At 74.9% G+C, this 13796-nt stretch carries 11 protein-coding genes and 4 pseudogenes; 11 read left to right on the top strand and 4 right to left on the bottom strand.

Translation table 11 applies throughout. The features are described from left to right. The first annotated feature begins 46 nt into the window (after nt 1-46). From glmS to rimI, 8 genes are read left to right on the top strand one after another with little or no spacing between them, the layout of a single operon-like run. Nucleotides 47-1897, top strand: a complete 1851-nt coding sequence (gene glmS, locus FE251_RS12995; RefSeq protein WP_139071110.1) for a glutamine--fructose-6-phosphate transaminase (isomerizing) — start codon at nt 47-49, stop codon at nt 1895-1897. Between the two features lie 4 nt (nt 1898-1901). Further along, nucleotides 1902-2252, top strand: a complete 351-nt coding sequence (locus FE251_RS12990; RefSeq protein WP_139949004.1) for a holo-ACP synthase — start codon at nt 1902-1904, stop codon at nt 2250-2252. Then, nucleotides 2252-3787 (top strand): NAD(P)H-hydrate epimerase, encoded by a 1536-nt coding sequence (locus FE251_RS12985; RefSeq protein WP_139949003.1) that lies wholly within the window; start codon nt 2252-2254, stop codon nt 3785-3787. Before FE251_RS12990 ends, FE251_RS12985 begins: the two co-directional genes overlap by 1 nt. A 31-nt stretch (nt 3788-3818) precedes the next feature. Beyond that, nucleotides 3819-4964, top strand: a complete 1146-nt coding sequence (gene alr / locus FE251_RS12980; RefSeq protein ID WP_139949002.1) for an alanine racemase — start codon at nt 3819-3821, stop codon at nt 4962-4964. Next, nucleotides 4961-5485: a tRNA (adenosine(37)-N6)-threonylcarbamoyltransferase complex ATPase subunit type 1 TsaE gene (gene tsaE, locus FE251_RS12975; RefSeq protein ID WP_139071114.1), complete on the top strand. Its 525-nt coding sequence runs from the start codon at nt 4961-4963 to the stop codon at nt 5483-5485. The genes alr and tsaE overlap by 4 nt, the downstream gene beginning before the upstream one ends. Then, nucleotides 5482-6279 carry a hypothetical protein gene (locus FE251_RS12970; RefSeq protein WP_139949001.1) on the top strand — a complete coding sequence of 266 codons (798 nt, stop codon included), beginning with the start codon at nt 5482-5484 and terminating at the stop codon, nt 6277-6279. Before tsaE ends, FE251_RS12970 begins: the two co-directional genes overlap by 4 nt. A 40-nt stretch (nt 6280-6319) precedes the next feature. Beyond that, complete coding sequence (gene tsaB / locus FE251_RS12965; RefSeq protein ID WP_139949000.1) at nt 6320-7024, top strand: tRNA (adenosine(37)-N6)-threonylcarbamoyltransferase complex dimerization subunit type 1 TsaB; 705 nt, start codon at nt 6320-6322, stop codon at nt 7022-7024. Then, nucleotides 7021-7479, top strand: coding sequence for a ribosomal protein S18-alanine N-acetyltransferase (gene rimI, locus FE251_RS12960; protein WP_139071117.1), 459 nt, complete (start codon nt 7021-7023; stop codon nt 7477-7479). Before tsaB ends, rimI begins: the two co-directional genes overlap by 4 nt. A gap of 32 nt (nt 7480-7511) precedes the next feature. Here the strand turns inward: rimI and FE251_RS12955 are convergent, their stop codons facing one another. Further along, nucleotides 7512-8126 (bottom strand): malonic semialdehyde reductase, encoded by a 615-nt coding sequence (locus tag FE251_RS12955; RefSeq protein ID WP_139071118.1) that lies wholly within the window; start codon nt 8124-8126, stop codon nt 7512-7514. Between the two features lie 95 nt (nt 8127-8221). Between FE251_RS12955 and tsaD the strand changes: the two are divergent. Both tsaD and FE251_RS12945 read left to right on the top strand, forming a co-directional pair. Next, nucleotides 8222-9266 (top strand): annotated as a pseudogene (gene tsaD, locus FE251_RS12950) (tRNA (adenosine(37)-N6)-threonylcarbamoyltransferase complex transferase subunit TsaD). Between the two features lie 89 nt (nt 9267-9355). Further along, nucleotides 9356-10192, top strand: a pseudogene (locus tag FE251_RS12945) (acyltransferase family protein); the annotation flags it as partial. Between the two features lie 232 nt (nt 10193-10424). On the opposite strand, the pseudogene FE251_RS12940 reads toward FE251_RS12945, so the two are convergent. Further along, nucleotides 10425-11563 (bottom strand): annotated as a pseudogene (locus tag FE251_RS12940) (glutamate--cysteine ligase). 44 nt (nt 11564-11607) lie between these two features. Further along, nucleotides 11608-12812 (bottom strand): annotated as a pseudogene (locus tag FE251_RS12935) (class I SAM-dependent methyltransferase). A gap of 208 nt (nt 12813-13020) precedes the next feature. Here FE251_RS12935 and groES point away from each other — a divergent pair. Beyond that, entirely contained in the window at nt 13021-13317 is a 297-nt protein-coding gene (groES, locus tag FE251_RS12930) for a co-chaperone GroES (RefSeq protein WP_139071700.1), read from the top strand. 91 nt (nt 13318-13408) lie between these two features. Here groES and FE251_RS12925 read toward each other — a convergent pair whose 3' ends face one another. Next, entirely contained in the window at nt 13409-13699 is a 291-nt protein-coding gene (locus FE251_RS12925) for a WhiB family transcriptional regulator (RefSeq protein ID WP_139071699.1), read from the bottom strand. Nucleotides 13700-13796: the final 97 nt, after the last annotated feature.

Below are 13796 nucleotides of genomic sequence, written 5' to 3'. Positions count from 1 at the left end.
AGGTGTGCCGCGCCCGGCCGCCGCCCGAGACGATAGCCTGGGCGACATGTGCGGAATCGTGGGTGCCGTGTCCGTGGCGAGCGCAGGCACCCCGCCTGCCGAGGTCGTGCTCGACGGGCTGGCCCGTCTGGAGTACCGGGGCTACGACTCCGCGGGGATCGCCGCCGTCACCGACGGCGGGCTCGCGGTGCGCAAGAAGGCAGGCAAGCTCCAGAACCTGCTCGACGAGCTCGAGCGCTACCCGCTGCCGCCCTCCAGGGCCGCGATCGGGCACACCCGGTGGGCCACCCACGGCGGCCCCACCGACGAGAACGCCCACCCGCACCTGTCCGGGGACGGCAACCTCGCCGTCGTCCACAACGGGATCATCGAGAACTACGCCGCGCTGCGCCGCGAGCTCGAGGCCGACGGCGCGCTCTTCCTCTCCCAGACCGACACCGAGGTCGTCGCCCACCTCCTGGGACGTGCCTACGCCGGTGACCTCACCGCCGCGATGCTCGCCGTGACCGCGCGGCTGGAGGGGGCCTTCACGCTCGTCGCCGTCCACGCCGACCACCCGGGCACGATCGTCGCGGCCCGCCGCAACTCCCCGCTCGTCATCGGGCTGGGCGAGGGCGCGAACTACCTCGGCTCCGACGTCGCCGCGTTCGTCTCCCAGACCAAGCGGGCGCTGGAGGTCGACCAGGACCAGGTCGTCACCCTCACCGGCGACTCCGTCACCGTCGTGGACGCCGCCGGCCAGGAGGTCGAGCCGCGGGCGTTCACCGTCGAGTGGGACGCCGCCGCGGCCGTCAAGGGCGGCTTCGACTCCTTCATGGACAAGGAAATCCACGACCAGCCCCAGGCCGTGGCCGACACCCTGCTCGGGCGCACCGACGAGCTCGGCCGTCTCAAGCTCGACGAGCTGCGCATCGACGAGACGATCCTGCGCAGCATCGACAAGATCATCGTCGTCGCCTGCGGCACCGCCGCCTACGCCGGGTTCGTCGCGAAGTACGCCATCGAGCACTGGTGCCGCATCCCGGTCGAGGTCGAGCTCGCCCACGAGTTCCGCTACCGCGACCCCGTCGTCAACGAGAAGACGCTCGTCGTCGCGGTCTCCCAGTCCGGGGAGACGATGGACACGATCATGGCCGTGCGGCACGCGCGCGAGCAGGGCTCCAAGGTGCTCGCCGTCGTCAACACCTACGGCTCGACGATCGCGCGGGAGTCCGACGCCGTCCTGTACACCCACGCCGGGCCGGAGGTCGCCGTCGCCTCGACGAAGGCCTTCATCGCCCAGATCACCGCGACCTACCTCCTGGGCCTCTACCTCGCCCAGCTGCGCGGCAACAAGTACATCGACGAGGTCGCCGACTACCTCGCCGAGCTCGGGCGCATCCCCGCCCGCATCGAGGAGGTCCTCTCCCGCCAGGACGAGGTCCGCGAGGTCGCCCGCGCGATGCGCGACACGACGTCGGTGCTCTTCCTCGGGCGGCACGTGGGCTACCCGGTGGCGCTCGAGGGTGCGCTCAAGCTCAAGGAGCTCGCCTACATCCACGCCGAGGGCTTCGCCGCCGGGGAGCTCAAGCACGGGCCGATCGCGCTGGTCGAGGAGGGACAGCCGGTCTTCGTCGTCGTCCCCACGCCGCGCCGGCCCACCCTGCACGCCAAGGTCATCTCCAACATCCAGGAGGTGCGGGCGCGCGGTGCGCGGACCCTCGTCATCGCCGAGGACGGCGACGACGCCGTCGAGCCGTACGCCGACGTCGTCTTCCGCTACCCGGCCACGCCGACGCTCATGACGCCGCTCGTGTCCGTCGTGCCGTTGCAGATCTTCGCCTCCGAGCTCGCCCGGGCGAAGGGCTACGACGTCGACCAGCCGCGCAACCTCGCGAAGTCCGTGACCGTGGAGTGAGCCGGTGATCGTCGGGGTGGGGATCGACGTCGTCGACGTCGAACGGTTCATGGCGACCCTCGAGCGCACGCCCCGGCTGCGGGACAGGCTCTTCACCACCGAGGAGCGCGGCCTGCCGCCGGCCTCGCTCGCGGCGCGCTTCGCCGCGAAGGAGGCCATCGCCAAGGCGCTCGGGGCACCGGGCGGCATGTCGTGGCAGGACTGCACCGTCGAGCGTGTGCCGGGCGGGGCGCCGGTCGTCCACGTGCGCGCCTCCGTCGCGCAGCGGGCCGCCGAGCTCGGCGTGCGCACCTGGCACCTGTCCATCTCCCACGACGCCGGGATCGCCTCGGCCATGGTCGTCGCCGAGGGCTGATGATCCGCGCACACGAGGCACAGGCGATCCGGGAGGCGGAGGCCCCCCTGCTCGCCGCCACCCCGACCGACGCGCTCATGACCCACGCCGCCTTCGCCGTCGCGACGGCCGTGCTCGAGGAGCTCGACCGGCTCGGGGCGCGCCGCAGCGGCACGACGGTGCTCCTGCTCGTCGGCGGTGGCAACAACGGCGGGGACGCCCTGTACGCCGGCGCCTACCTCGCCCGCCGCGGGCTGCAGGTGGCCGCCGCGCTGTGCACCGACCGCCCCCACGAGCGCGGCCTGGCCGCGGCGCGCCGGGCCAGGGTCCGCACCCACGACGTCCTCGACGCCGCCGGCCGGCCACGCGAGGAGCTCCTCACCGTCCTCGCCGACCGCGCCGGGGTGTGGCTCGACGGGCTCACCGGCATCGGCGCGCGCGGCGCCCTGCGCGAGCCGCTCGCCGGGATCGTCACGGCGCTCGCCGACCGGCGGGCCGCGATGCCCGACGAGCCGACCGTCGTCGCCGTCGACGTCCCCTCGGGCATCGGGGTCGACGACGGCACGGTGGCCGGGCCGGTCCTGCGCGCGGACGTCACGGTGACGATGGGCGCGGCCAAGCCGGGCCTGCTCGCCCGCCCGGCCGAGGCGCTCGCCGGACGGCTCGTCGTCGTCGACATCGGGCTCGGGCTGGGGGAGGCGGCCCTCGCCCGCCTCGGCCCCGCCGACGTCGCCGACCTGCTCCGCCCGCCCCTGCCCACCGACCACAAGTACACGCGCGGTGTCCTCGGCCTCGTCGCCGGGTCGACGACCTACCCCGGCGCCGCCGTCCTCGCCGCCGCCGGCGCGCTGCGCACCGGCGTGGGCATGGTGCGCTACCTCGGCCCGGAGGGCCCCACCCGCCTCGTCCACGAACGCTTCCCCGAGGTCGTCGCCGGCAGCGGCCGGGTCCAGGCCTGGGCTGCCGGCAGCGGCGTCGACCCGGCCGACGAGGGACGCGCCGAGGACGTCCGCGACGCCCTGCGCCGGGCGCTCGCCGACGGCCTGCCCGCCGTCCTCGACGCAGGGGCGCTGGCCCTGGCCCCCGAGCGGCTGCCCGCGACCGTCGTCCTCACCCCGCACGCCGGGGAGCTCGCCCAGCTCCTCACCGAGCGCGGGGAGAGGACGAGCCGCGCCGACGTCGAGGCCGCGCCGCTGCCCGCCGCCCGCCGCGCCGCCGCGCTCACCGGCGCCACCGTCCTGCTCAAGGGGGCGACGACGGTCGTCGCCGCCCCGGGCGGCACCACCCTCACCCAGGCCGACGGCGGCCCGTGGCTGGCCACCGCCGGCACCGGCGACGTGCTCGCCGGTGTGCTCGGGGCGCTGCTCGCCCAGCGCGCGGAGGACCTCGCCGGCGGGGGAGACCCGGACGGCGCCCTCACCGCCGAGCTCGCCGCGGCCGCGGCCCTCCTCCACGGCCGGGCCGGGACGCGTGCGTCCGCCGGTGGCCCGGTCACCGCCCTCACGGTGGCCGACGCCCTCCCCGGCGTCGTCGCCGACGTCCTGGCCTCACCCTGAGGGCCGGGCACAGGTGGGAGACTCGGGGACTGTGAGCTACTACCCGGCCCGGGCGGTCGTCGACCACGCCGCCATCCGCGCGAACGTCGAGCGGCTGCGCGCCGTCGCCGGCCGTGCGGAGGTCATGGCCGTGGTCAAGGCCGACGCCTACGGGCACGGCCTCCTCCCGGTCGCGCGCACCGCGCTGGCCGCCGGGGCGACCTGGCTCGGCGTCGCCCAGCTCGGGGAGGCGCTCGGCCTGCGCGCCGCGGGCGTCACCGAGCCGCTCCTCACGTGGATCTACGCGCCGGGCGCGCCCCTGACCGACGCGGTCGCCGCCGGGATCGACGTCTCGGCCGCCGCGCCGTGGGCGCTGGAGGAGCTCGCCGCGGCCGCCGTGCGCGCCGGCCGGCCCGCCCGCGTCCACCTCAAGGCCGACACCGGGATGGGCCGCGGCGGCGCCCGGCCCGAGGCGTGGGACGGGCTCGTCGACCACGCCGCCCGGCTCGCCGCGGAGGGCACGCTCGACGTCGTCGGGGTGTGGTCCCACCTCGCCCGGGGCGACGAGCCGGAGGCCTCCACCACCGCCGAGCAGGTCGCGGCCTTCCGCGCGGCGCTCGCCGTCGTCTCCCGCGCGGGCCTGCACCCCGCCGTGCGCCACCTCGCGGCGTCCTCCGGGACGCTCTTCCACCCCGAGACCCACTTCGACCTGGTCCGGCCCGGCATCGCCCTCTACGGCCTGTCGCCGGCGCCCGACGTCGCGAGCCCCGTCGACCTCGGCCTGCGCGCGGCGATGCGCCTGGAGGCCGACGTCATCCTCACCAAGGACGTCCCCGTCGGCACGCGCGTCGGCTACGGCCACACCTACGCCACCCCGGAGGCCGGGCGGCTCGCCCTCCTCCCGCTCGGCTACGGCGACGGCATCCCCCGCCACGCCGGCAGCACCGGGCCGGTCCAGCTCGCCGGGCGCAGGGCGCGCATCGCCGGCCGGGTGAGCATGGACCAGATCGTCGTCGACCTCGGCCCCGGCGCCGACGTCGCCCCCGGTGACGTCGCCGTCCTCTTCGGCGACGCCCGCGACGGCGTCCCCACGGCCGAGGACTGGGCGGCGGCGGCCGGCACCATCGGCTACGAGATCGTCACCCGCCTCGGCACCCGCGTCCCCCGTACCCACGTCTCGCAGGAGGTCACCCCGTGAGCACCACCTGGCAGCTGCCCGACCCCGAGGCCACCCGCGAGCTGGGCCGCCGGCTCGCCGGCGTGCTCCGGGCCGGGGACCTCGTCGTCCTCACCGGCGACCTCGGCGCCGGGAAGACGACCCTCACCCAGGGCATCGGCACCGGGCTCGGGGTGCGGGGCCAGGTCGCCTCCCCGACGTTCATCATCGCCCGCTCCCACCCGAGCCTCGGGCAGGGCCCCGACCTCGTCCACGTCGACGCCTACCGCCTCGGGTCCCTCGCCGAGGTCGACGCGCTCGACCTCGACAGCTCCCTGGAGGACTCGGTCACCGTCGTCGAGTGGGGCGAGGGGATGGTCGAGGACCTCACCGAGGACCGGCTCGAGATCAGCGTCGCGCGTCCCCGCGGCGGCCTGGCCGGGCAGGACGAGGTCGCCGACGCGGGCACCCGCACGGTCACCGTCCGCGCCGTCGGGCCGCGCTGGGAGGGTGTGGACCTCGCCTCCGCCGTCGGGCGGGCGGACGCCTGGGACCGGCCGTGACCCACCGGCTGCTCAGGGCGGTGCTCACCGCGCTGCTCGTCGCCGTCCCCACCGCCGCCCTCGCCGCGACCGAGGACCCCGGCGCTCCCGCCGTCGTCGTCACGACCGCGCCCGAGGACGTCGTCGCCTGGTTCGCCGAGCAGGGGCCCCGCGCCCTCACCGCGGCGGAGCTCGACGCGCCCGACCAGCTCACCGTCGGCACCCCCCGGCCCGTCGCGAGGTGGACCGAGGCCTTCCTCACGGGGCAGGACGCCGACCAGGTGGCCGAGCAGACCGCGGAGTGGGTCGCCCCGGTGCTGCGCCAGGTCGAGGACGTGGCCGAGGCCGTCGCCGTCGTCCATGCCGCCGAGGACGGCGGGCTCGAGCTCGTCGCCGTCGTGGCGGACACGCTGCTCGCCGAGACGGTCGCCGGGGCCCCCGAGGATGCCGTCCTCGTCGCGGACGACACCGTCGAGGGCTGGTTCGGGCTCCTCGACGGGGAGGTCCGCGCGGTGTCCGAGGGCGCCCGCGGCGTGCTCCAGGGCTCGCTGCCCCCCGAGGTCTTCCAGACCTTCCTCGCCGGTTGGCACGGGGAGTCCGGCACGGCCCCGCCCCGGGCGGCGGAGCAGGAGGACGCCGCCGCGCTCTCCCCGCTCGTGCCGGTCGCGATCATCGTCGTGGGCGCGGTCGTCGCCTGGCTGCTCGTGCGCCACTACCGGCGCGCGGACTCCCGGATCGCGGCCGACGTCCGCGCCGGGCTGGAGCCGCCCCCGCCGGGGGAGGACACCGCCACCGAGGACCCGGCGCAGCGGTAGCCGCGTGCCCGCCGTGCCCCGCGCGGACTACCCTGGGCGCGTGCGAACCCTGTGCATCGACACCTCCGCCGGCAGCGCCGTCGCCCTCCACGACACCGAGGCCGGCGTCCTGGCCCGGGCGCGCAGCGCCGACCACCGCGGACACGCCGAGCGGCTGTCCGCCCTCGTCGTCGAGGTGCTCGAGGCGGCCGGTCTCACGACGGCGGACGTCGACCGGGTCGCGGTCGGCACGGGGCCGGCGCCGTTCACCGGGCTGCGCGTGGGCATCGTCACCGCGCTCGCCCTCGGTCGGGCGCGCGGGATCCCCGTCCACGGCGTGAGCAGCCTCGACGTCCTCGCGCGCCAGGTCCTCGACCTCGAGCCGGACGCCACCGTCGTCGTCCTCGGTGACGCGCGGCGCAAGGAGGTGTACTCCGCGCGCTACCGCGCGCTCGGGGCGGACGACGTCGAGCTGCTCGAGGGCCCTCGCGTCGGCCCGGCGGCGGACGTCGCCGGTGACGCGCTGGGCGCGGCCGTCGACCAGCCGCCCGTCGTCGTCGCCGGGGCGGGCGCGGTGCTCTACGCGGACGTCGTGCCCCCGACGCCGGGGACCCCCGACGAGGTCGACCCAGGCGTGCTCGGGCGGATCGTGGCGGCACGCCTGGCGCGCGCCGACGCCGGTGAGGACGTCGCGCTCGGCACCGAGCCGCTCTACCTGCGCCGCCCGGACGTGTCCCCGGCGGGAGCCCGCAAGCGGGCCTCGTGACCCTCCGGCCGCTGCGCGAGGGCGACCTCGACCGGGTGATGGAGCTCGAGGCCGAGCTCTTCGGTCGTGGCGCCTGGTCCCGCGAGGTCTACCTCGGCGAGCTCGCCCTGGCCGGCCGGTACTACGTCGCGGCCGAGGAGGACGGCGTGCTCGTCGGCTACGCGGGGATCGCGCTGGCGGAGGACTCCGAGGTCATGACCGTCGGGGTCGCTCCCGCGAGCCGCGGCAGGGGCGTGGGGGCGGCACTGCTCGCCGACCTGCTCGAGCGGGCCCGTGCCGCCCGCGCCCGCCACGTGTTCCTCGAGGTGCGGGCCGGCAACGACGCCGCCCAGCGGCTCTACCGCCGGGCGGGGTTCGAGGAGATCGGCACCCGGCCGCGCTACTACGGCGACGAGGACGCCGTCGTCATGCGGCTGCGGCTGCGTGGTGGCCTGGGGGACCTCACCGCCGGCTGACGGGCGCGGCCAGTGCCCGGGGCCGGCCGCGGTCACAGGACGACGGCGGCCGTCTCGAAGTCGAGGCGCCCGGCGCGCGGCCGAACGGCCCCGTCCTCCTCGCTCGCGGCGTGCCCGACGTTGAGCACCGCGAGGGTGCGCCAGCCCGACTCGGCGAAGAGCTCGGCGTCCACGCCAGCGGCGTCCAGGCCGGTCATCGGGCCGACGGCGAGACCAGCCGCGCGCAGCCCGAGGATGAGGTAGCCGAGCTGGATGAGGGCGTTCGTGCGGGCGAAGCCGTCGCGGAACTCGGGGTCGCCGTCCATCTTCTCCCGGGCCCCGGGGCGGTGCGGCGCGAGGACGTCGAAGTGCTCGTGGAACGCCGGGTCGTAGGCGACGACGATGCTCAGCGGCGCGACGAGGGTCTTGTCCTGGTTGCCCTTGGCCAGGTGCGCGACGAGACGCTCGCGGCCCTCGCCCCGCTCGACCAGCGCCAGGCGCAGCGGCTGGCAGTTCATCGCCGTCGGCGCCCAGCGCACCGCCTCGTAGACCTCACGCACCGTCGCGACGTCGACCGGCTCGTCGGTGAAGAGGTTGGTCGTGTGCGCGTCCTGGAAGATCCGCGGGTCGAGGGAGACAGAGGGGTGCTGGAGAACGTCGGTCGTCATGTCGGTGGCAACGACGCCGGCCGCGCGCCCCATCCCGCGGTGCCGGTGATGTCGGCCACACGTGTCCCGGCACGGTGGCGCACTACCCTGTGGGGGTGAGCGAACCACTGGTCCTCGGGATCGAGACGAGCTGCGACGAGACCGGCTTCGCGCTGGTCCGCGGCCGCGAGCTGCTCGCCGACGTCACCGCCTCCTCGATGGACGAGCACGCACGCTTCGGGGGCATCGTGCCCGAGGTCGCGAGCCGGGCCCACCTCGAGGCCTTCGTCCCCACGCTCGACGCCGCGCTCGACGCCGCCGGGTGCCGCCTGGAGGACGTCGACGCCGTCGCCGTGACGGCCGGCCCAGGACTCGTGGGCTCGCTCACCGTCGGCGTCGCCGCCGCGAAGTCCCTCGCCCTCGCCCTGGACCGCCCGCTCTACGGCGTCAACCACGTCATCGGGCACATCGCCGTGGACGAGCTCGTCCACGGTCCGTTTCCCCGAGCGCTTCGTCGGGCTCGTCGTCTCGGGCGGTCACACGAGCCTGCTCGAGGTGCGCGACATCGCCACCGACGTCGTCGAGCTCGGCCAGACGCTCGACGACGCCGCGGGGGAGGCCTTCGACAAGGTCGGCCGCCTGCTCGGGCTGCCCTACCCGGGCGGCCCGCACGTCGACCGGCTCGCCAGGGAGGGCGACCGCGCAGCGATCCGCTTCCCGCGCGGGCTGTCCAAGGGCAAGGACGCCGTGCGCCACCCCTACGACTTCTCCTTCTCGGGACTGAAGACGGCCGTGGCCCGCTACGTCGAGGGCGTCGAGGACGCGGGCGAGGAGCTCGCCGCCGCCGATGTCGCGGCCTCGTTCTCCGAGGCGGTCGCCGACGTCCTGGTGAGCAAGACGCTGGTCGCCGCCCAGCGCGCCGGCACGGGGACCGTCGTCGTCGGCGGTGGCTTCTCGGCGAACTCGCGGCTGCGCGAGCTGTTCGCCGAGCGTGGCGAGGTGCACGGCATCGAGGTGCGCATCCCGCCGATCCGCTACTGCACCGACAACGGCGCGATGATCGCCGCGCTCGGCTCGGCGATGCTGCGTTCGGGCGTGGCGCCGTCGGCGATCGACATCCCGGTCGACTCCGGCATGCCGCTCACGCTCGTGCGCGCCTGAGGCCTCACCCCGAGCTTCACCCTCCGCCCGTCGTCCTCGGCCCCCCGGTCATCTCCGCCGGGCGAGGGGATCGTGGCTACCGTCACCTCATGACTACAGGTGTGCCGCCTCGTGAGGGCTGGGTGGACGTCGCCAAGGGGGGCGCGATCATCCTCGTCGTGCTCTACCACGCGGCCTTCTTCCTCGACGACGTGGGCCTGGCCTGGTTCTGGGGAGAGGCCGGCGGCGCGCTGACGACCTTCCGGATGCCGCTCTTCTTCTTCACCGCCGGGCTCTTCGCCGCGAGGGCGCTCTCCCTGGACCTGCGCCACCTGCTCGCGCGGCGGGTCCTCCTGCTGCTGTGGCTCTACGTCCTGTGGTCCTTCACCTGGACGCTGGCGTTCCGGGTGCTCCCGAACCTCGACCACGTGCCGACCTGGGGTGAGCTCGGCCTGATCCTCGTGTGGCCCCACGCGAGCACCAGCACCTGGTTCATCTACTCCCTGGCGCTGTACTTCGTGGTGGCCTGGGCGATCCGCCGGCTGCCGGTGTGGGCGCAGCTGACGCTCGCCGCCGTGGTGTCCGTCGCCTTCGAGGCCGGCGTGCTCGACACGGGGAACATGACGCTGGACAAGATCGCGACGTACTTCGTCTTCTTCCTGGCGGCCGCGCTCCTGGGGCCCAGGGTCCGGGACGCAGCACGTCTGGTGCGCCCGCGCCACGCGGTCGTGGCCGCGGCAGGCTACCTCGCCGTCTCGGCAGCGGTGTCCGCGGCGGACGCGATGCGGGTCCCGGGTGTCCGCCTCGGCGTGAGCTGCCTCGCCGTCGCCTTCGGCGTCGCTCTCGCCGTGGTGCTGAGCAGGAGTCCCGCCATGTGGTGGCTGGAGTTCCTGGGGCGCCGGACGCTCCCGATCTACGTCCTGCACTTCTACCCGGTGATCGTCCTGAGCGCGCTGCTCGAGCCGGTCGCTGCGCGGGATCGGCTGGGCCGCCCCGGTGCTCCCGCTGGTGCTGACCGCCGGGGCGATCCTCTTCAGCCTGGGCGTGGAGCGGGTCACGCGCCAGGTGCCCGGGCTCTACACCCTGCCCTCGGTGCGCAGGCGGCGGGCCACCTCCGCCCGGAGACCCGCGCCGGACCCGGCTGCCTGACCGTCCGGCCGGACCGGCGGGCGGACACGCTCAGAGCGGCCGGCCGGCCCTCATCTCGGCGACGAGCGAGGCGACGACGGCGTCGAGGTCGCCGTCGTTGCGGCGGGCAACCCGGCGCTGGCGCTGGTAGGACGCGCCCCTTGCGGATGATCGTGCGCACGCCGTCGAGCTCCTCCAGGCAGCCCAGCCGGTCGGCGACCGGCTCGAGCGTGCGCAGCAGCTCATCGAGGGAGTCGGTGACGAGCTGCTCGTTGCCCGCGGCGTCGAGGATGACGATGGCGTCCATGCCGTAGCGCGCCGAGCGCCACTTGTTCTCGTGGAGGTACCACGCGGGCATCCGCGGCAGCTCCCGGCCCTCGTCGAGCATCGTCGAGAAGTGCTCGACGAGGCAGTGGGTGAGCGCCGCGAGGGCGAGCACCTCGGTGAGGTTCGAGGCGCCGTCGAACACCCGCATCTCCAGGGTGCCCAGGTGCGGGGCCGGGCGGATGTCCCAGCGGACCTCGTTGAAGTGGTCGATGACGCCGGTGTGGAGCATGTCCCGCGTGTAGGCCTCCAGCTCCTGCCACTGGTCGAAGAGCTGGGGCAGCCCGGCGGTGGGCAGCTGCTGGAAGAGCAGCGCGCGGTTGGAGGCATAGCCGGTGTCGCGCCCGGACCAGAACGGGGAGGGAGGCCGACAGCGACTGCAGGTGGGGGAAGTAGGAGAGCATCGCGCGCAGGATCGGCAGCACCTTGCGCTGGTGCTCGACGCCGACGTGGACGTGGACGCCGTAGATGACCATCTGGCGGCCCCACCACTGGGTGCGCTCGATGAGGGTGGCGTAGCGCTCCTTGTTCGTCACCCGCTGGTCGTCGTACTGGGCGAAGGGGTGGGTGCCGGCGCACATGAGGTCCACCCGCAGCGGTTCGCACACCGCGCGCAGCTCCTCGATCGTGCGCTCGAGGTCCGTGCCCGCCTCGCGCACGGTCGCGGCCACCCCGGAGACGACCTCGATGGTGTTGAGCAGGAGCTCGGGGTGGACGTTGGGGTGGGCGTCCGCGCCCGCGGGCCGCACCCCCTCGAGGACCGTCGGGGCGACCTGGCGCAGGTGCCCGGAGTCGGCGTCGACGAGGGCGAGCTCCCACTCGATGCCGATCGTCGACCGCGCCGACGGCGCGAAGGGGATCTCCATGGGCCCATGATGCCGTCGAGTGCCCGGCGAGGACGACAGGGCGCTCAGACCGGCTCGACGACGATGACCGTCTGCCGGCCCGCGACGCGCGTGAGGACGATCGTCGCGCTGGCGGGACCGCTGAGCGAGAGCTGGCGGCGCAGCTGGGCGGGCTCCACCGCGGTGCCCCGCTTCTTGATCGTCAGCGTGCCGACCTGACGGTCGCGCAGGTAGGTGCGCAGTGGCTTGAGCGAGAACGGGAGGGAGTCGAGCACCCGGTAGGCGGTGAGGAACGGGCTGTCCTCCAGCCGCGGGCCGGTGAGGTAGGCGATCGAGTCCGCGACCAGCCCGGCGCCGACGAGCTCGCCGGCCCGGGCGACGAGCCCGGCGCGGAATGACCGCGCCGTCGGGCTCGTAGAGGTAGTGGTCGAGCGGGCGGACCTCACCCGTGCGCACGGGCGCGTCCGCGGTGGCGACGGCGTCGTCGGCCAGGGTGTGCGCGCCGCCGTCGCGCAGGACGAGCGCGCTGCGGCCCGGGCCCTCGGGAGCCAGGGCGCCGAACCACAGCCCGGCCTCGACGACGTCGCCGTCGACGCTCACCCACTGGGCGTGGCTCTCCGGCGGGAGCATCGTGTGCGGGATGCCCGGGGCGACCTTGAGGCCGAGGGCGGGCACCTGCTCACGCAGCGCGAGCAGCTGGTCCAGGGGCGGGGTGTAGGCCCGGGGGTCGAAGACCCGTCGCCCTCCGGTGGTGCGGCGGGCCGGGTCGGCGAACACGGCGTCGACGCCCTCGGCGCGCAGGTCGACGGCCATCGCGTCGGCGTGCCGGACCGTGACGTCGGGGAAGTGACGGGTGTTGACGGTGGCCACCGCCGCGGTGAGCTCGTCCTGCTCGACGGCGAGGACCGACAGCCCCAGCGCCCCCATCGCCATCGCGTCCCCGCCGATCCCGCAGCCGAGGTCGGCTACGAGGGTGGCGCCGGCCCCGGAGTAGCGAGCGGCGTGGCGGGCGGCGACGGTGAGCCGGGTGGCCTGCTCGAGCCCCGCCTGGGTGAAGAGCATCCCCGTCGGCGAACTCCCGGAACTTGGCCCGGCCCTTGGCGCGCAGCCGCGACTGCGTCATCGCCGCGGCGACGAGCTCGGCGTCCACCCCGCGCTCGCGCAGGCCGCTCGCCAGCCGCAGGGCGGTCGTCTCGTCGTAGGGCGGGAGCTGGCCGAGCAGCGCCCAGCCCTCCGGGGAGAGCAGCTTGCTCAGCGCACTGGGGTCCACCCGTCGATCCTAGGTGGACGGCGGACGGGAGCAGCACGTTGGCACTCGCCTTGACCGAGTGCTAACCCGGGCATAGATTTGGGCATGTTGCGGCACTGCTGCAGCGCCAGCACCCGAACCCAGGGCCGACCCCCGCGACGGCGGCCCGGTAGGGGAGGGTGCGATCTGACCTTGTTCCGTACCCACTCATGTGAAGGGGAGGTCCGTAGTGTCGGTCTCCATCAAGCCCCTCGAGGACCGCATCGTCGTGCAGACGCTCGAGGCCGAGCAGACCACGGCGTCTGGCCTCGTCATCCCGGACACCGCCAAGGAGAAGCCCCAGGAGGGCACCGTCGTCGCCATCGGCCCCGGCCGCGTCGACGACAGCGGCAACCGCGTCCCCATGGACGTGGCCGTGGGTGACGTCGTCATCTACAGCAAGTACGGCGGCACCGAGGTGAAGTACGCCGGCGAGGAGTACCTCATCCTCTCCGCGCGCGACGTCCTCGCCGTCGTCGAGAAGTGACGTCCGCCTAGTCCGGACGCGAACAACGGGCCCCGGTCCTCCGTCATGGAGGGCCGGGGCCCGTCGTCGTGCGGCGGCGACGCCGCGGAAGTCAGCTGGCCCGACGCAGCGGGGTGGACAGGATCTGCAGGCGCTCGTCCTCGGACAGGCCGCCCCACACGCCGTAGGGCTCGCGCACCTTGAGGGCGTGCTCACGGCACTGCTGGATCACGGGGCACTGTGCGCACACGACCTTGGCGGCCTCGTCGCGCCGACGGCGGGTGCCTCCACGCTCGCCCTCGGGGTGGAAGAAGAGGTTGGGGTCGGCCTCGCGGCACTTGCCCTGGTACTGCCACTCCCACAGATCCATGATCGGGCCGGGGAGCCTCGAGAGCTCTGCCATGTCCGCGCTCCTTCGTTCGGGTTGCGACTCGGGGCCGCCTGGGCGAATGGGTTGAACCTAGCAACCGATGCAAGGGTTGTTCAAGTCCCTTCCGGAA

The sequence above is a fragment of the Georgenia wutianyii genome, assembly GCF_006349365.1.
Taxonomy (GTDB): Bacteria; Actinomycetota; Actinomycetes; order Actinomycetales; family Actinomycetaceae; genus Oceanitalea; species Oceanitalea wutianyii.
Note: the sequence above shows the minus strand (reverse complement) of the source record. Positions and strands in the feature narration are given on the sequence as shown.

Bases quoted from the DNA above. Each gene is read 5' to 3' on its own strand.
- glmS (WP_139071110.1), top strand. From the start codon at position 47: ATGTGCGGAATCGTGGGTGCCGTGTCCGTGGCGAGCGCAGGCACCCCG.
- FE251_RS12985 (WP_139949003.1), top strand. From the start codon at position 2,252: ATGATCCGCGCACACGAGGCACAGGCGATCCGGGAGGCGGAGGCCCCC.
- FE251_RS12955 (WP_139071118.1), bottom strand. From the start codon at position 8,126: ATGACGACCGACGTTCTCCAGCACCCCTCTGTCTCCCTCGACCCGCGG.
- FE251_RS12925 (WP_139071699.1), bottom strand. From the start codon at position 13,699: ATGGCAGAGCTCTCGAGGCTCCCCGGCCCGATCATGGATCTGTGGGAG.